The following is a 26,240-nucleotide window of genomic DNA, read 5'->3' as shown; positions in this document are numbered from 1 at the left end:
GCCGGGCTGACCAGGAACGTAACAGGGGAGCAATCTTTCCGAAAGACCTTGCGGCAAATTTCTGCAACGTCACTTGCGGCGGCTTCCGCAAGAGCTTGCAACGCTGCTACGTTCCTCCGAATCCCCAGGCGAACGGCGACGGAGGCAGCGGTGCGACGGGCGGAACGGCACATACGGAGACGAACCGGCGGCGCGGGACGGACGGGCGGCGTCGCCACCGCGCTCACCCTGGTCCTGACGTGCGGGCTGACGGCCTGCGGCACCGGCGGGGACGACGGGGACCCGTCCTCGGTGTCCGGGAGCGTCGTGTGGTGGGACACCTCGGGACCGACGGAGGCGCCCTTCTTCAACCGGCTCGTGGCGGACTTCGAGAAGCAGCACCCGAAGATCGACGTCACCTACGTCAGCGTCGACTTCTTCGAGGCGCAGCAGAAGTACCGCGCGGCGGCGGAGTCCGGCACCGGCGTGCCCGACGTGCTGCGCGCCGACGTGGGCTGGACGGCGGGCTTCGCCGCGGACGGCCTGCTCGCCGACCTCACCGGCACCCCGGCGCTGGCGGACGAGGACGACTTCCTGGAGACGACGCGGGCGAGCGTCACCTACGACGGCGGCACCTACGGCGTCCCCCAGGTCACCGACACGCTCGCCCTGCTCTACAACCGGCGGCTGTTCGAGGAGGCCGGGATCACCCGGCCCCCGGCGAGCTGGAAGGACCTCGAAGCGGCGGCGCTCACCGTCAAGGAGGAGACCGGCGCGGACGGGTTCGCCTTCAACACCGACGCCTACTACTCGCTGCCCTTCCTGTACGGCGAGGGCGGCGACCTGCTCGACCCGGCCGCCTCGCGGATCACCGTCGCCGACGACGCGGCGGTGCGGGGCGCCCGGACGGCGGCCGGGCTCGTCGCCTCCGGCGCCGCGCGCAAGCCGCCGGCCGAGGGCGCCTACGACGCGATGCGGTCCGCGTTCGCGCGGGGCGAGGTGGCGATGGTCCTCGACGGGCCCTGGGCGACGGCGGACCTCTTCTCGGGCGGCGCCTTCGAGGACCGCGCGAACCTGGGCATCGCCCCGGTACCGGCCGGGTCGGCCGGCACCGCCGGCTCCCCCACCGGCGGCCACAACCTCGTCGTCTCGGCGGACACGGAGCACCCCGAGGCGGCCGCGCTGTTCGTCGGCCACATGACCGCCGCCGCGCAGCAGGAGCGCGTCGCCCTGGAACTGGGCCTGCTCCCCACCCGCAAGACCGCCTACACCCGCGAGGTGCTGTCGGACCCGGTGCGCAACTCCTTCTACTTCGCCCACACCAAGTCCGTGCCCCGGCTGGCGGTGGCGGAGAGCGCGGAACTGTTCGCCTCCTACGAGCCGCACTGGGGAGCGCTGCTGCGGGGCGAGGCGGAGCCCCGCGAGGCGCTGACGGCGACGGCCGAGGAGTGGCGCGCGACCCTCCTGCCCACCTACGGCCTCACCCCCTGACGCGGCGGGGCGGCGGCCGGGCGCCCGGTTGCCCGATCCGGCTGATCCCCGCGCCGGGAGCGGCGATGTAGGCAGTACGGCACGCGCCCGGTACAGTCCATTTCCGTGACCGCACGGCTAGCTGACATCGCAGCCCAGGCGGGGGTCAGCGAAGCGACGGTCAGCCGTGTCCTGAACGGCAAGCCGGGCGTCGCCGCTGCCACCCGCGAATCCGTCCTGACCGCGCTCGACCTGCTCGGCTACGAGCGGCCCGCGCGGCTGCGGCAGCGCAGCGCGGGGCTGGTCGGGCTGATCACGCCGGAGCTGGAGAACCCGATATTCCCCGCCTTCGCCCAGGTCATCGCCCAGGCGCTGACCCGCCAGGGCTACACCCCGGTGCTGGCCACCCAGACCCCGGGCGGCTCGACGGAGGACGAGCTGACCGAGATGCTGGTCGAACGCGGCGTCTCCGGCATCATCTTCGTCTCCGGGCTGCACGCCGACACCACCGCCGACACGCAGCGTTACGAGAAGCTGCGCGGCCAGGGCGTCCCGTTCGTCCTCATCAACGGGTTCTCCCCCAGGGTGCGGGCGCCCTTCATCTCCCCCGACGACCGGGCCGCGATGCGGCTGGCCGTCACGCACCTCGTCTCACTGGGCCACCAGCGCGTCGGGCTGGCCCTCGGCCCGGCCCGCTTCGTGCCCGTGCAGCGCAAGATCGAGGGGTTCCTGCACTCGCTGGAGGAGCACCTCGGGCTCACCGGCGCGGACGCCGACGTGCTGATACAGCACTCCCTCTACACCCTGGAGGGCGGGCAGGCCGCGGCCACCGCCCTCCTGGAACGCGGCTGCACGGCGGTGGTGTGCGCGAGCGACATGATGGCGCTCGGCGCGATCCGGGCCGCCCGGGAGCGCGGCCGGAAGGTACCGGCGGAGGTGTCCGTCATCGGCTTCGACGACTCCCCGCTGATCGCCTTCACCGATCCGCCGCTGACCACGATCCGGCAGCCGGTCCACGCCATGGGCCAGGCCGCGGTGCGGGCACTGCTGGAGGAGATCGGCGGCACCCCGGCGCCGCACAGCGAGTTCGTGTTCCTGCCCGAGCTGGTCGTGCGCGGCTCGACGGCCGCGGCGCCGGTCCAGCCCGCCGGCGGCTGACGCACTCCGCCGCCCGGCACCCGCCCGAGCCTGCCGCCCGCCCGCACCGCCGGCCGGCGTCCCGCCCGCCCGGCGCCCACGTCCCTCCCTGCCCCGTCCCCCGGGGGACTCCCTAGCCCGCACGGATGACCGGCGGGCCGCGGAACCCACCGGGAGGATGATCGGGTCGCAGAGGGCGTCTGGCAGACTTGCCCGTCATGGGGGTACCGACGACACGACATGAGGGTGACGACCGGGTGGCAACGGCGATTCCGCTGGACGAACGCGGGGCGGGCCGGAGCCGGCACGGCGGCACCCTTGAGCGGCGGGCACCCCGCCGGCCCCGGATCGTCTTCGAACTCGGGCTGATCGCCGTCAGCTACATGCTGTACTCCCTCGTGCGGAACGCGGTGCCCGAGCACGAGAGCACCGCCATGCGGCACGCCCACTGGATCTGGGACCTTGAGAAGAGCATGGGGCTCGCCTTCGAGCACGCGGTGAACCACGCCGTGAACAGCGTCACGTGGCTCGTCGTCTCCATGAACTACTACTACGCGACGCTGCACTTCGTGGTGACGATCGGCGTCCTGGTCTGGCTCTACCGGTTCCAGCCGGGGCGCTACGCCGCCGCCCGCACGGCCCTGTTCGCCACCACCGGCGTGGCCCTGCTCGGCTACTACTTCTACCCGCTCGCCCCGCCCCGGCTGATGACGGGCGGTGACTTCATCGACACGGTGATCGTGCACGGCACCTGGGGCTCGATGGCGTCCGGCAACATGGCGAACGTCTCCAACCAGTACGCCGCCATGCCGTCGATGCACATCGGCTGGTCCGCGTGGTGCGGCGTGCTGCTGGTGCTGCTGGCCCGTCCACTGTGGGTGCGGCTCCTGGGGGTGCTGTACCCGGTGCTCACGCTCGTGGTGATCGTCGCCACGGCCAACCACTTCTGGCTCGACGCCGTCGGCGGCCTGCTGTGCCTGGCCTTCGGCATGGCCGTGGCCCACTGGTGGTACGGCGCCGCCCCGCACCGCCTCCCCCGCCAGGCCCTCCCCCGCCCCCGCGCGGGGGACACCACCCCCCACCGCTCCCTGGCCACCATCCCCTGAGCCGGGGGGCCTGCCACGCCGGTGGTCAGGTGCGGCGGGACGTCCGTACCGTCACGTGTGCTCCTCTTTCTTCCCTTCGTGTGTGCTTCGGCGAAGCCGAAGGCGGTCAGGAAGAAGGCGGAGAGACCCAGCAGCCCTGCCGCCGGGGTGACGTAGCCCGGTACCGCGACGTCGTGGGTCCGGCCGTCTTCGGCCACGCACCCGAAGGCGAGTGGCAGATAGGTCGGTTCATAGGCCACGAGCCCGGATCCGCTCGACGCCTCGTTGCAGGCGTCCGCCTGAGCACTCTCATCGAGCACGGCCAGGTGCAGCACCCCCCAGGTGTACATGCCGATCGCACCGCTGAAGGCCACCACGCCGGCTGTCCGCAAACCCGCCGCCAGCCCCCGGTGCCTGCCACGCACCGTACGGACGACGCGGACGACGCCGCAACAACCGAGGCAGACGGTAGCGATCAGCCCGGCGAAGGCCAGGAGAAGGACGGCAGCGGGGTCAGTCCTCGACGGGCGGGGTCAGTCCTCGTAGAAGAGGCGGTCGACGGTGGCGCGGGCGCGGCGGGTGGTGCGGCGGTAGTCCTCCAGGAGTTCGCCGACGTGGCCCGGTTCGTAGCCGAGGTAGCGTCCGACGGCGGCCAGCTCCCGGGGCTCGGAGGGGAACGTGTCACCGGGGCGGCCGCGCACGAGCATCACCGCGTTCCGGACCCGGGTGGCCAGCAGCCACGCCTCGTCCAGCACCTCGGCGTCGTCCGCGTCCAGCAGGCCCGCCGCGCGGGCGGCGGCCAGCGCCTCGCGGGTGCGGGTGGTGCGCAGGCCGGGGACGGCGTGGGCGTGCCGGAGCTGGATCAGCTGCACCGTCCACTCCACGTCCGAGAGGCCGCCGCGGCCCAGCTTGGCGTGGGTGGTCGGGTCGGCGCCGCGCGGCAGCCGCTCGCTCTCCATCCGGGCCTTCAGCCGCCGGATCTCCCGCACGGCCTCGGCGTCCGGCCCGCCGTCGGGGTAGCGCAGCGGGTCGATCAGCTCCGTGAAGCGGCGGCCCAGGTCCGCGTCGCCCGCCACCGGCTGGGCGCGCAGCAGCGCCTGGCTCTCCCACGCCACCGACCAGCGCCGGTAGTAGGCGGCGTAGGAGGCGAGGCTGCGCACCAGCGGTCCCGCCTTGCCCTCGGGGCGCAGGTCGGCGTCGACGGGCAGCGGCGGGTCGGTGCTGGGGAGCTGGAGCAGGCGGCGGATCTCGTTGGCGACGGCGTACGCGGCCTCGGCGGCCTCCCGCTCGCTGACGCCGTCGCGCGGCTCGTGCACGAACAGGACGTCCGCGTCGGATCCGTAGCCCTGTTCCATGCCGCCGAAGCGGCCCATGCCGATGACGGCGAACCGGGTGGGGAGCGTGTCGCCCCAGCGGCTCCGGGTGGCGGCGCGCAGGGCTCCGGCGAGGGTGGCGGCGTTGATGTCGGAGACGGCGCACCCCGTCCGGTCGACGGCCGGGGCCGGGTCCTCGGCGGCCGGGGACGCCTCGGTGCCGTACGCGCCGACGATGTCGGCCGCCGCCGTGCGGAACAGTTCCCGGCGGCGCACGCCCCGGGCGGCGGCCACGGCCTGCTCCGCGCTGTCGGCGCGTCCGACGGCGGCCAGCACCTCCTGGGTGAGGGCGTCGCGGCCGCGCGGGGCGAGGTGGTCGGCGTTGCCGAGCAGGGCGACGGCCTCGGGGGCGCGCATGAGCAGGTCGGGCGCGAGGCGTCCGGCGGACAGCACCCGGGCCAGGTTCTCCGCCGCCGCGCCCTCGTCGCGCAGGAGCCGCAGGTACCAGGGTGACGTGCCGAGCGCGTCGGAGACCTGGCGGAAGCCGAGCAGTCCGGCGTCGGGATCGGCGGAGTCGGCGAACCAGCCGAGCAGCACCGGCAGCAGAGTGCGCTGGATCGCGGACTTGCGGCTCACCCCGGAGGCCAGCGCCTCCAGGTGGCGCAGGGCGGCGGCCGGGTCGGCGTAGCCGAGCGCCTCCAGGCGCTGGCGGGCCGCGGTGGCCGAGAGCCGGGTCTCGGCGGGGGCGAGCTGGGCGGCGGCGTCCAGCAGCGGCCGGTAGAAGAGTTTCTCGTGCAGCCGCCGGACGGCCGCCGCGTGCCGCCGCCACGCCTGGTTCAGCTCCGTGACGGGATCGGCGCGGAAGCCGAGGCCGCGGCCGAGGCGGCGCAGCTCCGGCTCGTCCTCGGGCATGAGGTGAGTGCGGCGCATCCGGTGGAGCTGGATGCGGTGCTCGGCGGTGCGCAGGAAGCGGTAGGCGGCGTCCAGGTCGGCGGCGTCCTGCCGGCCGACGTAGCCGCCCGCGGCGAGCGCGGCGAGGGCCTCCAGGGTGGTGGAGCTGCGCAGCGCGGTGTCGCTGCGGCCGTGCACGAGCTGGAGGAGCTGGACGGCGAACTCCACGTCGCGCAGTCCGCCGGGACCGAGTTTGAGTTCCCGCTCGACGTGGGCCGCCGGGATGCCCTCGATGACGCGGCGGCGCATCTGCTGCACGTCGGGGACGAAGTTCTCCCGCTCGGCGGCCTGCCACACCATCGGTGTGACGGCCGCGCAGTAGTCGGCGCCCAGGTCCGCGTCCCCGGCGACCGGGCGGGCCTTCAGCAGTGCCTGGAACTCCCACGTCTTGGCCCAGCGCTGGTAGTAGGCCAGGTGGCTGGCGAGCGTCCGCACCAGCGGTCCGTTGCGGCCCTCGGGGCGCAGGTTGGCGTCCACGGGCCAGATCGTGCCCTCGACGGTGGTGTCGGAGCAGATCCGCACCAGGCGGGCGGCGAGCCGGGTCGCGGCCTGGAGCGCCCCGGCCTCCTCGGCGCCGCCCTCGGGGGGCTCGGCGACGAAGATGACGTCCACGTCGGAGACGTAGTTCAGTTCCCGGCCGCCGCACTTGCCCATGCCGATGACGGCGAGCCGGCAGGCGGCGGCGTCCTCGGGGGCCGCCGCACCGGCGATGGCCAGGGCCCGGCGCAGGGTGGCGGTGGCCAGGTCGGCCAGTTCGGCGGCGGTGCGGGCGACGTCGGTGGTGCCGCACACGTCGCGGGCGACGACGGTCAGCAGCGCCCTGCGGTAGGCGACGCGCAGCGCGTCGGGGTCGTCGGCGCCGCTGAGGGCGTCCTCGAACTCGGCGAGGCCCGGGTGCAGGTCGCCGTGCTCGTAGGTGAGGAGCGTCTGCCAGTCGCCGGCGTGGGTGGCCAGGTGGTCGCCGAGCGCCTCGGAGGCGCCGAGGACACCCAGCAGCCGGTCGCGCAGCGGTTTCGCGGACAGCAGGGTGTCCAGCAGGACGCGCCCCTGCCCCTCGGGCTGGGCCTCGACGAGCCGGAGCAGGCCGTGCAGGGCCAGGTCCGGGTCGGCGGTGGTGCTGAGCGCGTCGAGCAGCAGGGGGCTGTCCCGCACGGGGACCAGTCCCGGTTCGGCGAGGAGCCGGGCGGCGTCGGCGGGGTCGGTGAAGCCGTACCGCAGCAGCCGCGAGTGCGTGCTGCTGCGGCGGCCTCCGGCCGGGGGCTGGGGCGCGTCCGTCATGAGCCCCATGTTCTACAGGACGGGCAGGGACTTGCGCAGCTCGAACGCGGTGACCTCGGAGCGGTACTCCTCCCATTCCTGCTTCTTGTTGCGGAGGAAGAAGTCGAAGACGTGCTCGCCGAGCGTCTCGGCGACGAGTTCGCTGCGCTCCATCAGGTCGATGGCCTCGCCGAGGTTCTGCGGGAGCGGCTTGATGCCGAGCGCGCGGCGCTCGGCGTCCGAGAGCGCCCACACGTCGTCCTCGGCGCCCGCGGGCAGTTCGTAGCCCTCCTCGATGCCCTTGAGCCCGGCGGCGAGGAGGACGGCGTAGGAGAGGTAGGGGTTGGCGCCGGAGTCCAGGGAGCGGACCTCGATGCGGGTGGAGCCCGTCTTGCCCGGCTTGTACATCGGCACCCGGATGAGCGCGGAGCGGTTGTTGTGGCCCCAGCAGATGTAGGACGGCGCCTCTCCCCCGGCGCCGGCGGTGCGCTGGGCGCCGCCCCAGATGCGCTTGTAGGAGTTGACCCACTGGTTGGTGACGGCGGAGATCTCGTCCGCGTGGCGCAGCAGCCCGGCGATGAAGGAACGTCCCACCTTGGAGAGCTGGTACTCCGCGCCGGACTCGTGGAAGGCGTTGCGGTCGCCCTCGAAGAGGGACAGGTGGGTGTGCATGCCGGAGCCGGGGTACTCCGAGAACGGCTTGGGCATGAACGTGGCCTGCACGCCCTGCTCCAGGGCGACCTGCTTCATCACGAGGCGGAACGTCATGATGTTGTCGGCCGTGGTGAGGGCGTCGGCGTAGCGCAGGTCGATCTCCTGCTGCCCCGGGGCACCCTCGTGGTGGGAGAACTCCACGGAGATGCCCATGGACTCCAGCATCGTGATGGCCTGGCGGCGGAAGTCCATGCCGACGTTCTGCGGGGTGTGGTCGAAGTAGCCGGAGGAGTCGGCCGGGACGGGCCGGGTGCCGTCCACCGGCTTGTTCTTGAGCAGGAAGAACTCGATCTCGGGGTGGGTGTAGAAGGTGAACCCGAGGTCGGAGGTGCGCGACAGGATGCGCTTGAGCACGTAGCGCGGGTCGGCGTAGGAGGGCGAGCCGTCGGGCATGAGGATGTCGCAGAACATGCGCGCGGTGCCGGGCGCCTCGGCGCGCCAGGGCAGGATCTGGAACGTGCTCGGCGCGGGCTTGGCGATCATGTCGGACTCGTAGACGCGGGCGAAGCCCTCGATCGCGGAGCCGTCGAACCCGATGCCCTCGTCGAACGCCTGCTCCAGCTCCGCGGGGGCGACGGCGACGGACTTGAGGAAGCCCAGCACGTCGGTGAACCACAGCCGCACGAACCGGATGTCCCGCTCCTCCAACGTCCGGAGCACGAATTCCTGCTGCTTATCCATATCCACCCATCCTCGCTGGTCAGGCACCCCGCCACCACGCTGCCACGCGGAGGAGGACGTGAACGGCTGCCGAGCATCCCACCACACGGTTTCGGGCACGTTGCGTACCCGCGGCCTGCGGCGGTACGCGTGGTGCCGCCGGGCCTGACGGGCGCCGCGTCCACCACCGGGGCGTGACCTCATTGTGCGCCACGCCCGGATCATGGTCGACCACCCCCGTCGGCGTCGCACGGGGACGTTTGCGGGGGCGGCCCGGGGGCGGAGGCGGGGACGGGCGCGGGAGGTGGTCCGGGGACGGGCGCGGGGCGGCGCGGCACCGCCGGTACATCGCGTCAGAGTGACGGTTACTGTGGGGAGGTGCCTCAACTTCGACTCGCCCTGAACCAGATCGACGCCACCGTCGGTGACCTGGACCGCAACGCCGACGCCGTCGTGCACTGGACGCGGCACGCCGTCGGGCAGGGAGCGCATCTGGTCGCGTTCCCCGAGATGATGCTGACCGGCTATCCCGTCGAGGACCTGGCGCTGCGCTCGTCCTTCGTCGAGGCCAGCCGCGCCGCGCTCACCGCGCTGGCCGGACGGCTGGCGGACGAGGGCCTGGGCGGCGTCCCCGTCGTCGTCGGCTACCTGGACCGCGCCGAGCACGGCAGCCCGCGCTACGGACAGCCCGCCGGTGCCCCGCAGAACGCCGCCGCCGTGCTGCACGAGGGGGCGGTGGCGCTCACCTTCGCCAAGCACCACCTGCCCAACTACGGCGTCTTCGACGAGTTCCGCTACTTCGTGCCGGGTGACACCCTGCCCGTCGTGCGGGTGCGCGGCGTGGACGTGGCGCTGGCCATCTGCGAGGACCTGTGGCAGGACGGCGGCCGGGTGCCCGCCGCGCGCAGCGCGGGCGCGGGACTGCTGCTGTCGGTCAACGCCTCGCCGTACGAGCGGGACAAGGACGACACCCGGCTCGCGCTCGTGCGCAGGCGTGCGCGGGAGGCGGGCTGCACCACGGCGTACCTGGCGATGACCGGCGGCCAGGACGAGCTGGTCTTCGACGGCGACTCGATCGTCGTCGACGCGGGGGGCGAGGTCCTGGCCCGTGCCCCGCAGTTCGCCGAGGGCTGCGTCGTGCTGGACCTGGACCTGCCCGCCGCCGCGCCCGAACCGCCGTCCGGCACGGTGGACGGCGGTCTGCGCGTCGACCACCGCACGCTGTCCGCCGAGCCGCTGCCCCCCTACACGGCGGAGGTGGCCGGCGCCGAGGCCGAGCGGCTCGGCGCCGAGGAGGAGATCTACACGGCGCTGGTCGTGGGCCTGCGCGCCTACGTGGCGAAGAACGGCTTCCGCTCGGTGCTCGTCGGGCTCTCCGGCGGCATCGACTCGGCGCTGACCGCCGCCATCGCCTGCGACGCGCTCGGACCGCGCAACGTCCACGGCGTCTCCATGCCCTCGCGCTACTCCTCCCAGCACTCCCGGGACGACGCCGCCGAGCTGGCGCGCCGCACGGGGCTGGAGTTCCGCACGGTGTCCATCGAGCCGATGTTCGACGCCTACATGGAGTCCCTGGACCTCACCGGGCTCGCCGAGGAGAACCTCCAGGCCCGGCTGCGCGGCACGCTGCTCATGGGCCTGTCCAACCAGGAGGGCCACATCGTGCTGGCACCGGGCAACAAGTCCGAGCTGGCCTGCGGCTACTCGACGCTGTACGGGGACTCCGTCGGCGCCTACGGGCCGATCAAGGACGTGTACAAGACGACCGTCTTCGCGCTCGCCCGCTGGCGCAACCGGGCGGCGGCCGAGCGCGGCGAGACGCCGCCGATCCCGGAGAACTCCATCAGCAAGCCGCCCAGCGCCGAACTGCGCCCGGGGCAGGTGGACGCCGACTCGCTGCCGGACTACGACGTGCTCGACGCCGTCCTGGAGCTGTACGTGGACCGGGACCTGGGCGCGGCGGAGATCGTCGCGCGCGGCTACGACGCGGAGCTGGTGGCGCGGGTGCTGCGGATGACGGACGCCGCCGAGTACAAGCGGCGCCAGTACCCGCCGGGGACGAAGATCTCCCCGAAGGGCTTCGGCAAGGACCGCCGCCTGCCGATCACGAACCACTGGCGGGAGGCGCCGGACGCGCGGTGACGCCGGCGCCCCGGCGGGGGTTCGGAGCGACGGCGCCGGGGTACCGCGTCGTGTCATGCGTGCACTCACCAGGGGACTGCTGGCCGGAGCCGCCGGCACGACCGCTCTGAACCTCGTCACCTACGGCGACATGCTGCTGCGTGCCCGCCCCGCGAGCCCGGTGCCGGCCGAGGTCGCGGCCGGGCTCGCGGACCGCGCGGGCGTCGGCCTCGGCGGCGGGGAGGAGACGTCCAGCCGGGAGCAGGCCGCCGGGGCGCTGCTCGGTTACGTCACCGGGCTCGGGGTCGGCGCGGCCTACGGGCTGCTGCGCGGCGCGGGCCGGGGCCGCGGGCTGCCCGGGTGGCTGGAGGCCCCGCTGCTCGGGGCGCTGGCCATGGCGGGCAGCGACGTCCCCTCGGCCGGGCTCGGCGTGACCGATCCGCGCACCTGGGGCGCGGACAGCTGGGTGTCGGACGTCGTCCCGCACCTCGCGTACGGCGTCGTGACGGTGGCGGCGTACCGCGCGCTGGACTGACCCGCGCGCCGGACGGCCCGGACGTGCGCCGGACGGCCCGGTGCGCGGCCCGTCCGGCGGGCGGCGTCAGACGTGGGTGTGCGTGCGCGGCTGCGCGTGGCGGGCCACGACGCGGGACGCCCGCGCGGGCGCCCGGTCCAGCACCCCCGCGGTGACGGCGATGCCCAGGCCCGCGACGGCCAGCACCGCGCCGACGAGGGTCGGGGACGTCCAGCCCCACCCGGCCGAGATCGCCGTGCCGCCCAGCCACGCGCCGCCCGCGTTGGCCAGGTTGAACGCCGAGTGGTTCGACGCGGAGGCCAGCGTGGGCGCGGCCTGCGCCTTGTTCATGACCAGCATCTGGAGCGGCGTCGTCGTCATGAAGCCGACCGCTCCGATGAGGACGACCGTCGTCAGCGCCGCCCAGGGGGTGTGGACGGTGAAGCGGAACAGCACCAGCACCAGGGCGAGGGCGGCGAGCGACCCGTACAGGGTCGGCCGCAGCGCCCGGTCCGTGAGCGGCCCCGCGAGCAGCGCGCCCAGCGTCATCCCGACGCCGAACAGCGCGAGCACGAGCGTCACCGAGGACTCGGCCAGGCCGGTGACCTCCGTCGTCATCGAGGCCAGGTAGCTGTAGACCGCGAAGACCCCGGCGAACCCGAAGACGGCGGTGAGCAGCCCGAGCAGCACCTGCCGGTCGGCCAGGGCGCGCAGTTCGCCGCCGAGGCCCGCGCCGGGTTCCAGCGGGACGCGGGGCACGAGCGCCCACAGGGCGCCCATGGCGAGCACGCCGATCGCGGTGACCACGAGGAAGGTGGCCCGCCAGCCGAGCTGCTGCCCCAGCGCCGTCCCGGCGGGTACGCCGACCACGTTGGCGACCGTCAGTCCGAGGAACATCGCGGCGACGGCGCGGGCGCGGCGCTCGGGGGCGACCAGGCGGGCGGCGACCACCGCGCCGACGCCGAAGAACGCGCCGTGCGGCAGCCCGGCGAGGAACCGCCCGGCCATGAGCGTGCCGAAGCCGGGCGCCAGCACGGAGGCCAGGTTGCCCGCGGTGAACAGGGCCATGAGCCAGACGAGCATCCGGCGGCGCGGCACGCGCGCACCCACGGCCGTGAGCAGCGGGGCGCCGACGACGACGCCGATCGCGTAGGCGGAGACGAGGTGGCCCGCGGTGGGAACGGAGGTGCCGAGGTCGTCCGCGACGTTGGGCAGCAGGCCCATCATCACGAACTCGGTCATGCCGATGCCGAAGGCGCCGATCGCCAGGGCGAGCACAGCGAGGGGCATGCGGAAGGAACCTTTCGCAGGGGAGGGAAGGGAGGGGCGTCTTATGTTCTCTGCCGGAACAAAGTCTCGCACGCTTTTTGTTCCGGCACGCCACCGCCGGGTTTCCGCGAGGTGGCCTCCGTCCGTCCGGCCGCTCCCCCGCCCCCGGTCACGTCCTCCGGGCCGCCCGTCCGGCTACAGCGTCACCGACGCCGCCACGGGCAGGTGGTCGCTGCCGGTGGCCGGGAGCGTCCACGAGGACACCGGCTCGATGCCCTTGACCATGATCTGGTCGATCCGCGTCAGCGGGAACGACGCGGGCCAGGTGAAGCCGAACCCGGCCCCGGCCGCGCCCTGCGTGGAGCGCATCTGCGCGGTCACCGGCGCCAGCGCCCGGTCGTTCATCGTGCCGTTGAGGTCGCCCAGGAGGACGACGCGCCCCAGCGGCTCCCGGGCGATGGCCTGGCCCAGCTGCTCGGCCGCGTCGTCCCGCTGGCCCGCGGTGAAGCCCGCGTTGACCTTCACGCGCACCGACGGCAGGTGCGCCGCGTAGACGGCCACCTCGCCCTGCGGCGTGCGCACCGTCGTGCGCAGCGCCCGGTTCCAGCCGATCTTGATGTCCACCGGTTCGCTGTCCGTCAGCGGGTACCGGCTCCACACTCCGACGGTGCCCTGCACGGTGTGGTGCGGGTACTCCTGCGCCAGCGCCTCCTCGTAGACGTCCAGCGCGCGGGCCGGCAGCTCCGCGAGGGCCAGCACGTCCGCCTCCGCGTCCGCCAGCGCCGCGGCGGTGCCCGCCGGGTCGGGGTTGGCCGCGTCCACGTTGTGCGACAGGACGGTCAGGTCGCCCTCGGACGCCTGCGCCGTCTTGTCCGTGAGCAGGCCGCCGAACAGGCTCGCCCAGACCAGCGCCGGGAGCAGCAGCGCCACGAGCCCCGTCAGGGAGCGGCGCAGCAGCGCCGCCAGGAGCAGCAGCGGGACGCCGAGCCCGCACCAGGGCAGGAACGTCTCCAGCAGGCTGCCCAGGTTCCCCACGGCGTTCGGCACCCGGCTGTGCACCACCATGACGCCGGCGAGCGCGGCGGCGAGCACGGCGAGGACCCAGCCGCGGCGCCAGGCGCCCGTCTCGCACCAGCGGCGCGGTGGGCGTCGGCCTCCGGAAGGGCCGGGCCGCACGGGCGGCTCCGCACCGACCGCGCTCGCCTCGGCCTCCGTCGTGTACGCCCGTGCCATGCGCCGTTCCTCACTGCCCGTCGTGCTCGCGCCCCCGGCGGCCATGGAATCACGGACTCCGCCCCGCCCGGGGGGTGGTGGAAAAAGGTATGAACAGATGTACGGGGTTCGTGGGCCGCTCTGCCGCGAACGGCTCCGCCCTCACGGGGAGGACGAGCGCGCCCGCCCGTCCAGTTCCACGGGGGCCGCCCGGCGTCGCCGGTGTGACGCACCCCGCACGCCGCGTAGCGTGCCGTACCGCGGTACGCCCCTTTCCCCGCGGGGTGTCGGAGTGCCACCATGGACGTGATCCGGAGACGCCGTCAGGGCGCTTCGAGACGACACCTTCAGGAGCCCGTGCCATGACGCATGCCCTCAGGGCTGCCGACAGCAGCAAGGCGCTGTACGGCGGAGCCCAGAACCGACGCATCACGGTCCGCGACATCACCGCCGCCAGGGAGCGCGGCGAGAAGTGGCCCATGCTGACCGCCTACGACGCGGTCACCGCGGGTGTCTTCGACGAGGCGGGCATCCCCGTCCTGCTCGTCGGGGACTCGGCGGGGAACTGCCACCTCGGCTACGACACCACCGTGCCGGTCACCCTGGACCAGATGGTGATGCTCTCCGCCGCCGTGGTGCGGGGCACCCGGCGCGCCCTGGTCGTCGGCGACCTGCCCTTCGGCACCTACCAGGAAGGCGCCACGCAGGCGCTGCGCAGCGCCACCCGGCTCGTCAAGGAGGCCGGCGTCGGCGCCGTCAAGCTGGAGGGCGGCGAGCGCTCGCTGGCCCAGACGGAGCTGCTGGTCTCGGCGGGCATCCCGGTCATGTCGCACCTGGGGCTGACCCCGCAGTCCGTCAACACCATGGGCTACCGGGTGCAGGGCCGCGGCGACGAGGACGCGCACCGCCTCCTGCGCGACGCGAAGGCCGCGCAGGACGCGGGCGCCTTCGCCGTCGTCCTGGAGCTGGTCCCGGCCGAGCTGTCCGCCGAGGTGACGCGCTCCCTGGACATCCCGACCGTCGGCATCGGCGCGGGCCCCGAGTGCGACGCCCAGGTCCTGGTCTGGACGGACATGGCCGGTATGACGCCGGGCCGGACGCCGCGCTTCGTACGGCAGTACGCCCAGCTCCGCGAGGCCCTCGGCGGCGCCGCCAAGGCGTTCGCGGAGGACGTGGCGGGCGGCTCCTTCCCGCAGGAGGAGCACACCTTCCACTGACGCGCCCGCCCCGCGGCCGCACTCCCCCGCCCCGGCCCGCCGGTACGGCCCCTCCCGGGGACCGTACCGGCGGGCCGCACGGCTCAGCGGCCGGACTGGAGCGCGCTCCACGTGGCCGGGCCCACGACGCCGTCGGCGGTCAGACCGCGGGTGCGCTGGTAGTCGCGGACGGCGTCGGCGGTGGCGGGGCCGAACAGCCCGTCGGTGTTCACGGTCCGGCCCAGGGCCGCCGTCAGCGCGCGTTGCAGCCGCGCGACGTCGGCGCCCGAGCCGCCCTCGCGCAGCAGCGGCCGGGTGCCCGCCGCGAGCAGGGCCGTCCAGGTGCGGGCGCCCACCACGCCGTCGGCACCCAGGCCCCGGGAGCGCTGGAAGGCGGTGACGGCGGTGCGGGTGCCGGAGCCGAAGAGGCCGTCCACGGTCCCGGCACCGAAGCCCTGCTGGTTGAGCAGGAACTGGGCCGCCGACACCTGGGGTCCGGCCGAGCCGCTGCGGAGGGTGGAGTAGGAGGGGAAGCTGAGCCGGACCGTGCCGCCGTCACCGCTCCCGTCGCGGACGAGCCGCAGGTAGTACGTCCAGTCCCAGTGCGGACCCGGGTCGGTGTGGTCGTTCCCGGGCACCTCGTGGTGCCCGACGATGTGGGCCCGGTCCTTGGGGATGCCGTACCGGTCGCACAGGTGGCGGGTCAGCGCCGCCGACGAGCGGTACATGGCGTCGGTGAACCAGGACGGGTTGCTCACGTACCCCTCGTGCTCGATGCCGAGCGTGGAGGAGTTGGCCGAGCGGGCGTGGTAGGCGGTGTCGCGGTCGCGGACCGTCTGCGTCACCTCGCCGTCGTGGGAGCGGATCACGTAGTGGGCGCTGACGTTCGACGCCGGGTCCTGGAACCAGCTGATGGCCCCCGCGTACGAGCCCTGGGTGACGTGCACGACGATCTGCCTGATCGCCGCGGCGCGGCCCGCGCTGTAGTTGCCGGGGTGGGCCGGGACCCAGCGGGCGGACGGGTAGTCGGCGCTCTGCGCGCCCGCGGCCGTCAGGCCGTCCCGCTCGGGGGTGACGGGCCGGGGCGGCACGGTGACGCGTTCGCCGCCGGGGGTGCGGGCGCTGAGGCCGTCGGTCAGGAAACCGTAGACGGCGTCGGCGTAGAGCCGGGCGCCCGCGTCGCTGCGGGCGCCGCCGTAACGGGCGACGGCCGGGTACCAGGCGTCCACGTCACGGCGCCCGGCCGCGTCGAGGCCGAGGTCGTCGGCGTAGGAGCGCAGTACGGCGGCCCCGCCGCGGATGTTGGCGGCGGTGTCGCGGCGCAGGCGGGCCTCGTCCTCGCCGGTGAGCGCCGCCGCCTCGGCCAGCGTGCGGTGCCGGGGGTTGCTGACGAGGTGCATGACGCCGTAGCCGTTGGCGTGGCTGGGCCGGCCCGCGTGCCCGTCCAGCCGGGTCTCCCCGTAGGCGACCGCGACGAGCAGGTCCCTGGGCACCCCGTGCGCCCGCGCGGCCCGGTCGAACGCGGCGGCCACGCCGGGCGCGGAACGTTCGGCGGACGGGGGCGGGGCGGGGGCCGGGCGGGCGGCGGCGGGGCCGGGGAACGCCCCGGAGGCGAGCACGAGTGCCCCGGTGAGGGCGCCGAGGAGCGCGGTGCGCGCGCGGGGTCTGTGGGGGGTGGGGAAGGGCATGCGGGCCTCCGGAACGCCTGCGCGGAAAGGGGACGTCGCCGCCGGTGTGACGCGTGGGGTGGCGGCGGACGAGCCAGTATGGGCCGAAGTGGCATGAGCACGGCAAGTCTTCGGGCTCCCTGCCAGGGGTCCAGACCCCTGGTGCGGCGGTCCGGAACAGCCGCCGGGGTCACGGAGCGGTCCGACGCCGTCGCGGTCGCCCCGGCCGCTCCGAAGTACTTCCTCGGCACCGGCTACGGGCCCTACAGCATCGCCATGGAGGCCGCGTACGCCACCGCCTACCAGGCCGCCGCCCGGGAGGGCTACCCGGCCGGCAACTGCCGCCCGTCCGCGGGGCCGGCCCCCATGGAGATCGGCAACGGCTACTACCAGGTGCTGCTGGAGATCTACTGCACCCCGCCCCCGGCACCGGGCTCGGGCCGGATCGTCGGCGTCCAGTCGGGCAAGTGCGTGGACGTGCAGGGAGCGGGCACCAAGGAGGGCACCCCGATCCAGCTGTACGACTGCAACGGGACCAACGCCCAGAGCTGGCGCCTCTACTCCGACGGCACGGTGCGGGCGCTGGGCATGTGCATGGACGTGCAGTTCGCGCACACGGCCAACGGGACGCGGATCGGCCTGAACCGGTGCCACGGGGCGGGCAACCAGCTCTGGGAGAAGCTGTCCAACGGCCTGCTGCGCAGCACGTTCTCCGGCAAGTGCCTGGCCGCGCAGGGCCACGGCACGGGCAACGGCACCCGGCTCGTCCTGTGGGACTGCACGCCGAGCCACACCAGCCAGCAGTGGACGGGCCCCGGCCTGAGCGGCTGACGCCCTGCCCGGCCCTTTGGCCTTCCGGCCCGCCCGCCCGGCTCCGGGCGGGCGGGCCTGCCGTGCGGGCGGCGCCGGTACCGTCGGCGCATGACGACCGCGACCCGCGCCCCGCAGAGGATCAGCCCCGTCTTCCTCGCCATCGCCGGGTGCGCGGCGGCGGCCGGCTGGGCGCTGTGGGCGGACGCGCCCCCGGCGGCCGGGCTGTGGGTGTTCCTGTGCGTCGTCGCCTGCTGGGTCGTCTCGCTGTGCCTGCACGAGTACGCCCACGCCCGCGGCGCCCTGCACGGCGGAGACGCGTCGGTGGTGGAGAAGGGCTACCTGACGCTGAACCCGCTGCGGTACTCGCACGCGCTGCTGAGCGTCGTGCTGCCGGTGCTCTTCGTCATCGCGGGCGGCATCGGACTGCCCGGCGGCGCGGTGTTCGTCGAGCGGCACCGCATCCGGGGACGGCTGCGGCACAGCCTCGTCTCGGTGGCCGGACCGCTGGTCAACGCGGGACTCGCGGTGGCGCTCGGCGCACCGTTCTGGCTGGGCGCCGTGGACGGCGTCCCGGTGGCGTTCCGGTGCGCGCTGGCCTTCCTGGTGCTGCTCCAGGTGACGGCGGCCGTCCTGAACCTGCTGCCCGTGCCGGGGCTGGACGGCTACGGCGTGCTGGAGCCGTGGCTGTCCGAGGGCGTGCGGCGGCAGGTGGCGCCGTTCGCGCCGTTCGGACTGCTCGCCGTGTTCGGCTGCCTGTGGGTCCCGGAGCTGAACGGGTTCTTCTGGGACGGCGTCCACACGCTGACCGGCGCGCTCGGCGTCCCCGAGGCGGACGTCTCGCGGGGGCTCGCGCTGTTCCGCTTCTGGGAGGGCGAGCCGGTGCTCCCCGCCGTCAGCGCTCCGTGAGGGCGGAGGCGTCCGAGGCGGAGGCGGGAGCGGACGCCTCCGACCCGGCCTTCTCCACACGGGCCTTGCGCCAGTGGAACCAGGCGATGTTCGACGCGACGCCCAGCATCAGCACCCACACCACCCCCAGCAGGCTGCCGTGGACGAAGGACACCACCGCGGCGGCCGTGGCGAGCACGCAGACGAGGGTGGCGTACAGGGCGATGCGGGGCATGGGGAGGGCTCCGGGTTCACATGCGGCGGCGACTGGCTACCGCCCATTGTCCCCCATGCCCCGCGCGGGCTCAGATGTCGGTGAGGCGGATGCCCGCGTGCGCCTTGTAGCGGCGGTTGACGGAGATCAGGTTGGCCACCAGGGACTCGACCTGGCGGGCGTTGCGCAGCCGCCCGGCGAAGACGCCGCGCATGCCGGGGACGCGTCCGGCCAGCGCCTGCACCGTCTCGCAGTCCGCGCGGTCCTCGCCCAGCACCATGACGTCCGTCTCGATGCGCTCGACCGCCGGGTCCTTCAGGAGCACGGCCGACAGGTGGTGGAAGGCGGCCGTCACCCGGGAGTCCGGCAGGAGGGCGGCGGCCTGCTCGGCGGCGCTGCCCTCCTCGACGTCGAGGGCGTAGGCGCCCTTCTTGTCGAAACCGAGCGGGTTGACGCAGTCGACGACGAGCTTGCCCGCCAGCTCCGCGCGCAGGCTCTCCAGCGTGGCGGCGTGCCCGTCCCAGGGGACGGCGACGATGACCACGTCGCTGCGGGCGGCGCATTCGGCGTTGCCGGCGCCCTCGACCCCGTGGCCCAGCTCCCCGGCCGCCGTCCGGGCCCGTTCGGCGGTGCGCGAACCGAGGATCACCTTCTGGCCCGCCTTGGCCAGCCGGTAGGCGAGCCCGCGGCCCTGGTCGCCGGTGCCGCCGAGCACGCCGACGACGAGGGAGGAGACGTCGGGGAGGTCCCAGGGGTCCTTCCGGGCCGCGGGCCTGGCGCCGGACTGCTGCGGGGACTGCTGCCCGGGCTTCGGTTCGGGTGTGGTTGCGGAAGTCATGGTGCTGATCCTGCCAGCCTTCCGCCGGTAACGGTTACCCGCCAGTAGTCGCGTGTCCACCCGGTTCACGCCACGCACCGCAAAAGCGGTTGTCCGCGCACGGGCGGCCGTCCAGCATGGCGCCACGTGAGCTCCTTCACCCGCGCGGTCCTCCCCGACCTCGCCCCCTGGCACGCTTCCCGTGAGTTCCGGCTGCTGTGGTGGGCGGGGCTCGTCACCGTCTTCGGCAGCGGCCTCACCTTCGTCGCGCTGCCACTGCACCTCGCGCGGCTCACCGGTTCACCGGCGGCCGTGGGGCTGATCGGACTCGTGGAGCTGGTCCCACTCGCCGTCTTCGGACTGTACGGCGGGGCGCTGGCCGACGCCGTCGACCAGCGCCGGCTGATCCTGTGGTGCGAGGCCGGTCTCGCCGCCGTGGGTGCCCTGCTGTGCGTCAACGCGCTCCTGCCGGAGCCGCTGGTGTGGCCGCTGTACGCCGCAGCCGCCCTCACCAGCGCGCTCGCCGGGCTCCAGCGGCCCGCGATGAACGCCATGATCCCGCGCGTCGTGCCGCATGGGCACCTGGCCGCCGCGGCGGCGCTCAACGCGGTCAAGTGGCAGACCGGCGCCATCGCGGGACCAGCCGTCGCCGGGCTCGTCGTGGTGCACGCCGGGCTCGGCGCCGCCTACGGACTGGACGCGCTGAGCTGCGTCCTGTTCGTCCTGCTGGTCCGGCGGCTCCCCCCGTCCCCGGCCCGGCGCGAAGCCGTTCCGGTGTCGCTGCGCGGCATCGCCGAGGGGGCCCGCTACGCCTGGCGGCGCAAGGAACTGCTGGGCACCTACGCGGTGGACCTCACGGCGACCTTCCTCGCCTTCCCCCTCGCCCTGTTTCCGTTCCTGGCCCGCGACCTGGGGGCGACGTGGGCGCTCGGGCTGATGTACGCGGCGCTCCCGGCGGGCGCCGCGCTCGTCAGCCTCACCAGCGGCTGGACGGCCCGGGTGCACCGGCACGGCCGGGCGGTGGCCCTCGCGGCGGCGGCGACAGGCGCGGCCGTGGCCGCCGCCGGCTGGGCGGCCTCCGAGGGCGTCGTCTGGCTGGTGCTGGCCCTCCTGGCGGTGACGGGCGGCTGCGACGCGGTCAGCGGCATCTTCCGGCAGACGCTGTGGAACCAGTCCGTGCCCGACGCCCTGCGCGGGCGGCTGGCCGGGATCGAGATGCTGTCGTACGCGGGCGGACCGCAGCTCGGGAAGGTGCGCGCCGGGACGATGGCCGCCTGGACCTCGGCCCGCACCTCGGTGTGGGCGGGCGGCGTGCTGTGCGTGGCGGGCGTCGGGCTGCTGGCGGTGTGCCTGCCGCGGCTGCTGGCGTACGACGCCCGTACGGACGAGCACGTCCGCGCGGTGCGCGAGGAGCGCGCCGTGGCGTGACGGCTCCGGGGGCGCGGCCAGCGCGGTCTGCCCCGGGCCTACCTCCCGGACGGACCGCCGGGGCCGGACGGGCCGCCGGGGCCGGACGGACCGCCGGGGCCGGACGGACCGCCGGGGCCGGACGGACCGCCGGGGCCGCCGCCGTCCGGGCGGGGGGCGTCGTCCGTGGCCTGCGGGTCGTCGTTCCAGCGCTCGTCGTGCTGCCACTCCAGGTTCCGCTCCCGGGCGGTCCGCATCGCGTCCGCGGCCTCCTCGCGGCTGGCGTAGGGGCCGAAGCGGTCCAGGGCGCGGCACTGCGGGCCTTCCTCCACGGTGCCGTGCTTGAGGCAGTAGTACCACTCGCCGGGCGCGCCCGGCTTCCTGCGCTTGAAGAGAGCCATGTCCGTCATGCTGCCCCACCGGGGCGGCGGCTACCACGGCTAGACTCGTCACCCATGTCTGGCCAGTCACTTCTCGTTCCCGGCACCGTGTCCCCCCGGCGCGGTGTGCCCACCGCCATCCCGCGCCCCGAGTACGTGGGCAAGGACGGCCCCACGCCCTATACCGGGCCCGAGGTGCAGGACGCCGAGACGGTCGAGAAGATGCGCGCCGCCGGGCGGATCGCCGCGCGGGCGATGGCGGAGGCGGCGCGGCACATCGCCCCCGGGGTGACCACCGACACCCTGGACGAGGTGGCGCACACCTACCTGTGCGACCACGGCGCCTACCCCTCCACCCTCGGCTACCGCGGCTTCCCCAAGTCCCTGTGCACCTCGGTCAACGAGGTCATCTGCCACGGCATCCCCGACTCCACCGTCCTGCGCGACGGCGACATCGTGAACCTCGACGTCACCGCGTACCTCGACGGGGTGCACGGCGACAACAACGCCACCTACCTGTGCGGCGAGGTGGACGAGACGTCCCGGCTGCTGGTCGAGCGCACCCGCGAGGCGCTGAACCGGGCCATCAAGGCGGTGCGCCCGGGGCGGCAGGTCAACATCATCGGACGCGTCATCGAGTCCTACGCGCAGCGCTTCGGGTACGGCGTCGTGCGGGACTTCACCGGGCACGGCATCAACACCTCGTTCCACTCCGGGCTCGTCATCCCGCACTACGACGACCCGCGCGCGACGACCGTGATGCAGCCGGGCATGACGTTCACCATCGAGCCGATGCTGACGCTCGGCACCCACGAGTGGGACATGTGGGAGGACGGCTGGACGGTCGTCACCAAGGACCGCCTGCGCACCGCGCAGTTCGAGCACACCCTCGTGGTGACGCCGACGGGCGCGGACGTCCTGACCCTGCCGTAACGTCCGCGCGGCCCGGTGCGGCGCGGCCCCGGCCCTTCCGCCGCCTCCGGCCGCCGGGGCGGCGGGGCGGGCCGGTAGGGTGCGAACCTGCGATGCGGGATACCGGTGGTCGCGGCGGTGCGCGGGCACCGGCCGGAACGCCGGGGCGGGCCTCGGGGAGGGCACGGGCGATGAGGGCGCGGGCGCGGTCGGCGGCGGTCGCGGCGGCACTGGCCGCCACGCTGCTGGGCCTTTCGGGCTGCATGACGGTGCACGGGGAGACGGCCGTGGTGGTCGCCGCCACCGAGAGCGAGGCGGAGCGGGCGCTGAAGCGGTACGTCACCGTCACCAACAGGGCCCGGGCCGCCTACGACGCCCGCCTGGCGGGCAGCGTCCAGCGCGGTGTGCTCGGGGAGACTCAGCGGGCGTCGCTGACCGCGCACCGGGCGGTCGCGCCGGACGGGGACCCCGGCCACGAGCCGCTGCGGCTGTCCGACACCGACTTCCACATACCGCGGCAGGCGGGATGGCCGAAGTTCTTCCTGGCGGACTCCGCCGTCGAGGGCGCCGGAGGCGCCCGCCACCTGCTGGTGTTCACCCGGGAGGCGGTCGACGAGGAGTGGCGGGCCGCCTACCTCGCCGTGGTCGCGGCCGAGCGCGTGCCCGCGTTCGCCACCGACGCGGACGGCCACGCCGAGGAGGTCCCGGACGGGGGCGGCGACCTGCTGGTGGCGCCCGCGGCGCTCGGCGCGGCGTACGCCTCCTTCCTCCGGGACGGCGAGGGGGAGGTGTTCGCGGCGGGCGAGCACACCACCGGGCGCCGGGAGCACCGCGCGGAGCGGGCCAACCGCCCCGCCGCCCGGAACGAGTGGTCGGACGCGGCGGCGGACGCGGAGCGGTACCCGCCGGTGGGCCTGTACACGCGGGACGGCGGCGCGCTGGTGTTCTTCGCCACCCAGCACCACACGCGCCAGACGGTGGCCGACGGCTACCGTCCCACGGTGGAGCCGCTGGTGGAGCCGCTGCTGAAGGGCGAGGCCGAGCGGTCCCTGACCCAGTACCACCTGGCCCAGCAGCTCGTCAGCGTGCCCGCGGCTCCGGCCGCCGGGGCGGGCGGGGACGGCGGGCGCGTCGAGTTCCTCGACCTGCGCAGCGGCCTGATCTCCGCCGAGGGCGGGTAGCCGCCCGGGCGGCCGACGGCGCGGGGCGACCGGACACGGCTACGCGTGGGCGGACGCCGATCCGCAGCAGGGCGCGTTCCGCCGCTGGGTCCCCGGGTGCTCCCGGGCTCCCGGAGGGCGCGGACGCCCTCCTCAAGGCCCGCCAGGGTCGCTGGAGAAGAAAATCCCGTCCGCGGACGACGTCCGGGGACTGCGCGCGGAACTGGCCCGCCCCGGCGTCGTGGTCAGGGACGAGAAGCGGCGTCAGTACTGGCGGACCTTCCGCTGAGCCGCACGACCGGGCATCGGACGCCGGGGAGCACCAGGGCACCGGGAACGCAGCGGCGGGGCCCGGTCAGCGCACCGGCCAGGCGGCGGAGTCCTGGAAGTCCTGGTAGTCCTGTCCCGGGGCGGTGTCGGCGTAGGCGGCACACGCGTCGGTGAGCGCCTCCAGCAGGGTGAGCGGGTCGGGCAGCGGACGCTCGGGGGCGCGCTCCCAGCCGACCTCGGGGCCGTGGAGGCCCGGCAGCCGCGAGGGCGGCACCAGCACGTAGCTGCCCCGGCAGTGCCAGCGCAGGCCGGGGTGCTCGTCCATCGTCTCGGGATGGCAGTCCAGTTCGCACGGCCACCACTCGTCCTCGTCGTCGGGGGTGCCGCGGGTGGTGGTGAAGAAGAGCATGCGGTCGTCCCCGAGCACGGCGACAGGGCCGACCTCGACGCCCTCGTCCTCCAGCCGCTCCAGCGCGGCGCGCCCCGCCTCGAAGGGGACGTCCAGCACGTCGTGGGCCAGTCCGGTGGCGGTGACGAAGTTGGCCTGCGGCCGCTCGCGGGCCCACCGCTCGATCTGCTCGGGGCCGGTGGCGGCCTGGGTGCGCCAGGCGAAGGAGAGGGGGTGCCGGGCGGGCGTGGGGCAGCCGATGCGCTCGCAGGAGCAGCCGTAGCCCTCGGGGTGGGCGGCGGGTGCGAGGGGGAATCCCGCCGCAGCGGCCCCCAGCAGCAGGTCCTCCCGGAGGCGTGCGGCCTGGGCCGCCCGGCTGTCGGCGTTCCTGGACCGCCGTCGCAGCCATCCGGAGAACCTGCTCTCGCGTTCCATACGCTCCCCTTCGCTGCCTGGGCACCCGGCCGTCCACGGCTGAGGTTCCCGAGGATACGGAACACACGGGCCGGTCCGGGAATCCGGAGTGCTCCCGGCGGGCGTGAGCCCGGTCTCAGGGGCGGGGGCGCAGGCCGGCGAGCACGGTGTCGACGAGCGCGTCGGCGAAGGCGTGGGTGAGCCCGCCGGTGCGCATGAGCCAGCGCTGGAAGAACGGTCCGGTGAGCAGGTCCGTGGCCAGCCGCAGGTCCGCGTCCGGGGCGATCTGCCCGGCCTCCTGGGCGCTGCGCAGCCGCGTCAGGTAGACGGCGAGGCCGGGCTCGCTCAGGCGCTCGGCGAACTGCCGGGACAGGTCGGCGTCGGCGGCTCCGGCCACGGCCAGCGCGCGGTAGGGGGCCTCGAAGGCGGCGTCGTTGAACTCGTCCACGGTGGCGCGCAGCACGGTCTTGAGGTCGGCGGCGAGGTCGCCGGTGTCGGGGAGGCCGCCGTCGTACTCCGGGTCCTCGCCGCGCGCGGTGAAGGCGTCCAGGAGGACGGCGGCCTTGGAGGGCCACCACCGGTAGATGGTCTGCTTGCCCACGCCCGCGCGGGCGGCGATGGCCTCGATGGTGAGCTTGTGGTAGCCGACCTCGCCGACGACCTCGATGCTCGCGTCCAGGATGGCGCGCCGGGAGCGTTCGCTGCGGCGGGACGCGTCCGGGGTGCGGGTGGGGCGGGCCCCGGCGCGGGCGTCGGACCGGGCTCCGGAACCAGGCTCGGGGCGGGAGGGGGCCGCGGCGCGGGGGCGGGGTGTGGTGGCCATGGGCCGAATCTAGCAAGCACCCGAAGACGAGACGAACCGTCTTGACGAGACGGGCCGTCTCGTCTCATAGTGGTGTCCGTCAGCACACGGCACACGACCACGGAGGAGGTCCGCTCATGAGCAGGGGACGCGGCGGGAACATGCTGGGCGTCGGCGGCACCCGGAGCCACCTGTCCCGCGGGAGGCTGTCCGGGGCGCGGGGCGGCACCGGCCGCCCGGCCGGCGGTCCGGACCCGGTGGCGCAGAAGCGCGAACTCCTGCGCCGGCTAAGGGAGTCCCGCGGCTGAACGGATGTGAACCACCCGTACGGATCACTGCGCGGAAGGCTCCTCGCGGAGGACGATGTGCGCACGATGCACGGCGATCCCGTGAGGAGCCTTCCTTGTACGCACCCCGGCGCTACCTGATGTGCCCACCGGCGCACTTCCGCGTCACGTACTCCATCAACCCCTGGATGGACCCGGCCAAACCCGTCGACCTCCCGCTCGCCGTCGCGCAGTGGGAGGGCCTGCGCGACCGCTACCGGGCGCTCGGCCACACCGTCGAGGAACTGCGGCCCGATCCGGCCCTGCCCGACATGGTCTACGCCGCCAACGGCGCGACCGTCGTGGACGGGCGGGTGCTCGGCGCCCGCTTCGCCCACCCCGAACGGACCGGGGAGGCGGCCGCGCACCGCGCGTGGTACCGGGAGCGGGGCTACACCGACGTCCGCGAACCCGGCCACGTCAACGAGGGCGAGGGCGACTTCGCCGTCACCGCCTCCTGGCTGCTCGCCGGACGCGGTTTCCGCAGCAGCCCGCTCTCCCACCCCGAGGCGCAGGAGTTCTTCGGCCGCCCGGTCATCGGCCTGGACCTGGTGGACCCGCGCTACTACCACCTGGACACCGCGCTGTGCGTGCTGGACGACGCCACGGACGGCGAGGTCATGTACTACCCGGCCGCGTTCTCGCCCGGCAGCCGCGCCGTCCTGGCCCGGCTGTTCCCGCACGCCCTGCTCGCCGGGGAGGCGGACGCGCTCGCGCTCGGCCTCAACGCCGTCAGCGACGGCCACCACGTGCTGCTGCCACAGGCGGCGGCCGGTCTGTTCCGGCCCCTGCGCGAGCGCGGCTACGAACCGGTACCGGTCGACCTGACGGAACTGCTCAAGGGGGGCGGCAGCGTGAAGTGCTGCACGGCCGAGCTGCGGTGAGCCGCCCGGCCCGCCGCCGTCAC

Annotated in this window: 23 protein-coding genes and 1 pseudogene; 14 read left to right on the top strand and 10 right to left on the bottom strand. The window is 74.6% G+C overall.

Annotated features, from left to right (window positions below; genetic code table 11):
- Positions 1–150 precede the first annotated feature (150 nt).
- From V1J52_RS10445 to V1J52_RS10435, 3 genes are all read left to right on the top strand, one after another.
- Positions 151–1,470, top strand: a complete 1,320-nt coding sequence (locus tag V1J52_RS10445) for an extracellular solute-binding protein (protein WP_330139369.1) — start codon at positions 151–153, stop codon at positions 1,468–1,470.
- Positions 1,471–1,575: 105 nt separating this feature from the next.
- Positions 1,576–2,607 carry a LacI family DNA-binding transcriptional regulator gene (locus tag V1J52_RS10440; protein WP_330139368.1) on the top strand — a complete coding sequence of 344 codons (1,032 nt, stop codon included), beginning with the start codon at positions 1,576–1,578 and terminating at the stop codon, positions 2,605–2,607.
- A 197-nt stretch (positions 2,608–2,804) separates the two neighbouring features.
- On the top strand, positions 2,805–3,692 hold the full coding sequence (locus tag V1J52_RS10435) for a phosphatase PAP2 family protein (RefSeq protein ID WP_443075790.1): 888 nt from the start codon (positions 2,805–2,807) through the stop codon (positions 3,690–3,692).
- Positions 3,693–4,204: 512 nt separating this feature from the next.
- On the opposite strand, the gene V1J52_RS10430 is transcribed toward V1J52_RS10435, so the two are convergent.
- Positions 4,205–7,213: a bifunctional [glutamine synthetase] adenylyltransferase/[glutamine synthetase]-adenylyl-L-tyrosine phosphorylase gene (locus V1J52_RS10430; RefSeq protein ID WP_330139367.1), complete on the bottom strand. Its 3,009-nt coding sequence runs from the start codon at positions 7,211–7,213 to the stop codon at positions 4,205–4,207.
- A gap of 12 nt (positions 7,214–7,225) precedes the next feature.
- The gene (gene glnA2 / locus V1J52_RS10425; RefSeq protein WP_330139366.1) at positions 7,226–8,587 is read right to left on the bottom strand and encodes a gamma-glutamylpolyamine synthetase GlnA2; all 1,362 of its coding nucleotides are present in this window, start codon (positions 8,585–8,587) and stop codon (positions 7,226–7,228) included.
- Between the two features lie 357 nt (positions 8,588–8,944).
- On the opposite strand from glnA2, the gene V1J52_RS10420 reads away from it, so the two are divergent.
- On the top strand, positions 8,945–10,708 hold the full coding sequence (locus V1J52_RS10420) for an NAD+ synthase (RefSeq protein ID WP_330139365.1): 1,764 nt from the start codon (positions 8,945–8,947) through the stop codon (positions 10,706–10,708).
- Between the two features lie 55 nt (positions 10,709–10,763).
- Positions 10,764–11,222, top strand: coding sequence for a hypothetical protein (locus tag V1J52_RS10415; RefSeq protein WP_330139364.1), 459 nt, complete (start codon positions 10,764–10,766; stop codon positions 11,220–11,222).
- A 66-nt stretch (positions 11,223–11,288) separates the two neighbouring features.
- Here V1J52_RS10415 and V1J52_RS10410 read toward each other — a convergent pair whose 3' ends face one another.
- Together V1J52_RS10410 and V1J52_RS10405 are read right to left on the bottom strand one after the other, a co-directional pair.
- The gene (locus V1J52_RS10410; RefSeq protein ID WP_330139363.1) at positions 11,289–12,491 is read right to left on the bottom strand and encodes an MFS transporter; all 1,203 of its coding nucleotides are present in this window, start codon (positions 12,489–12,491) and stop codon (positions 11,289–11,291) included.
- A gap of 174 nt (positions 12,492–12,665) precedes the next feature.
- Positions 12,666–13,703: an endonuclease/exonuclease/phosphatase family protein gene (locus V1J52_RS10405; protein WP_330139362.1), complete on the bottom strand. Its 1,038-nt coding sequence runs from the start codon at positions 13,701–13,703 to the stop codon at positions 12,666–12,668.
- 341 nt (positions 13,704–14,044) lie between these two features.
- On the opposite strand from V1J52_RS10405, the gene panB reads away from it, so the two are divergent.
- On the top strand, positions 14,045–14,899 hold the full coding sequence (gene panB / locus V1J52_RS10400) for a 3-methyl-2-oxobutanoate hydroxymethyltransferase (protein WP_330139361.1): 855 nt from the start codon (positions 14,045–14,047) through the stop codon (positions 14,897–14,899).
- Between the two features lie 83 nt (positions 14,900–14,982).
- Here the strand turns inward: panB and V1J52_RS10395 are convergent, their stop codons facing one another.
- Positions 14,983–16,566, bottom strand: a complete 1,584-nt coding sequence (locus V1J52_RS10395) for a peptidoglycan-binding protein (protein ID WP_330139360.1) — start codon at positions 16,564–16,566, stop codon at positions 14,983–14,985.
- Between the two features lie 141 nt (positions 16,567–16,707).
- On the opposite strand from V1J52_RS10395, the gene V1J52_RS10390 reads away from it, so the two are divergent.
- Positions 16,708–17,376 (top strand): ricin-type beta-trefoil lectin domain protein, encoded by a 669-nt coding sequence (locus V1J52_RS10390; protein ID WP_330139359.1) that lies wholly within the window; start codon positions 16,708–16,710, stop codon positions 17,374–17,376.
- A 90-nt stretch (positions 17,377–17,466) separates the two neighbouring features.
- Positions 17,467–18,264 (top strand): site-2 protease family protein, encoded by a 798-nt coding sequence (locus tag V1J52_RS10385; RefSeq protein ID WP_330139358.1) that lies wholly within the window; start codon positions 17,467–17,469, stop codon positions 18,262–18,264.
- Here V1J52_RS10385 and V1J52_RS10380 read toward each other — a convergent pair.
- Both V1J52_RS10380 and npdG read right to left on the bottom strand, forming a co-directional pair.
- Positions 18,251–18,478, bottom strand: a complete 228-nt coding sequence (locus V1J52_RS10380) for a hypothetical protein (RefSeq protein ID WP_330139357.1) — start codon at positions 18,476–18,478, stop codon at positions 18,251–18,253. The two genes, V1J52_RS10385 and V1J52_RS10380, sit on opposite strands and share 14 nt — an antisense overlap.
- Before the next feature lie 70 nt (positions 18,479–18,548).
- Complete coding sequence (gene npdG, locus V1J52_RS10375; protein ID WP_330139356.1) at positions 18,549–19,295, bottom strand: NADPH-dependent F420 reductase; 747 nt, start codon at positions 19,293–19,295, stop codon at positions 18,549–18,551.
- Positions 19,296–19,421: 126 nt separating this feature from the next.
- On the opposite strand from npdG, the gene V1J52_RS10370 reads away from it, so the two are divergent.
- A complete protein-coding gene (locus V1J52_RS10370) occupies positions 19,422–20,702 on the top strand; it encodes an MFS transporter (RefSeq protein ID WP_330139355.1) in 1,281 nt (426 codons plus the stop codon).
- A 158-nt stretch (positions 20,703–20,860) separates the two neighbouring features.
- Here V1J52_RS10370 and V1J52_RS10365 read toward each other — a convergent pair.
- Positions 20,861–21,082: pseudogene (locus tag V1J52_RS10365) on the bottom strand (hypothetical protein); the annotation flags it as partial.
- Between the two features lie 54 nt (positions 21,083–21,136).
- Between V1J52_RS10365 and map the strand changes: the two are divergent.
- From map to V1J52_RS26110, 3 genes are all read left to right on the top strand, one after another.
- Positions 21,137–21,994 (top strand): type I methionyl aminopeptidase, encoded by an 858-nt coding sequence (map, locus tag V1J52_RS10360; RefSeq protein ID WP_330139354.1) that lies wholly within the window; start codon positions 21,137–21,139, stop codon positions 21,992–21,994.
- A 170-nt stretch (positions 21,995–22,164) separates the two neighbouring features.
- Entirely contained in the window at positions 22,165–23,154 is a 990-nt protein-coding gene (locus V1J52_RS10355; protein ID WP_330139353.1) for an SCO2278 family lipoprotein, read from the top strand.
- A 151-nt stretch (positions 23,155–23,305) separates the two neighbouring features.
- Complete coding sequence (locus V1J52_RS26110; RefSeq protein ID WP_443075796.1) at positions 23,306–23,422, top strand: CysS/YqeB C-terminal domain-containing protein; 117 nt, start codon at positions 23,306–23,308, stop codon at positions 23,420–23,422.
- A gap of 66 nt (positions 23,423–23,488) precedes the next feature.
- On the opposite strand, the gene V1J52_RS10350 is transcribed toward V1J52_RS26110, so the two are convergent.
- Together V1J52_RS10350 and V1J52_RS10345 are read right to left on the bottom strand one after the other, a co-directional pair.
- On the bottom strand, positions 23,489–24,226 hold the full coding sequence (locus tag V1J52_RS10350) for a bifunctional DNA primase/polymerase (protein ID WP_330139352.1): 738 nt from the start codon (positions 24,224–24,226) through the stop codon (positions 23,489–23,491).
- A gap of 115 nt (positions 24,227–24,341) precedes the next feature.
- Positions 24,342–25,028: a TetR/AcrR family transcriptional regulator gene (locus tag V1J52_RS10345; RefSeq protein ID WP_330139351.1), complete on the bottom strand. Its 687-nt coding sequence runs from the start codon at positions 25,026–25,028 to the stop codon at positions 24,342–24,344.
- A 116-nt stretch (positions 25,029–25,144) separates the two neighbouring features.
- Here V1J52_RS10345 and V1J52_RS10340 point away from each other — a divergent pair, with 116 nt between their 5' ends.
- Both V1J52_RS10340 and ddaH read left to right on the top strand, forming a co-directional pair.
- Entirely contained in the window at positions 25,145–25,315 is a 171-nt protein-coding gene (locus tag V1J52_RS10340; protein ID WP_330139350.1) for a DUF6243 family protein, read from the top strand.
- Between the two features lie 95 nt (positions 25,316–25,410).
- On the top strand, positions 25,411–26,217 hold the full coding sequence (gene ddaH / locus V1J52_RS10335; protein WP_443075787.1) for a dimethylargininase: 807 nt from the start codon (positions 25,411–25,413) through the stop codon (positions 26,215–26,217).
- Positions 26,218–26,240 lie beyond the last annotated feature (23 nt).

This window comes from Streptomyces solitudinis (assembly GCF_036323765.1).
Lineage (GTDB): Bacteria > Actinomycetota > Actinomycetes > Streptomycetales > Streptomycetaceae > Streptomyces.
This window is presented reverse-complemented; position numbering and strand designations above follow the sequence as displayed.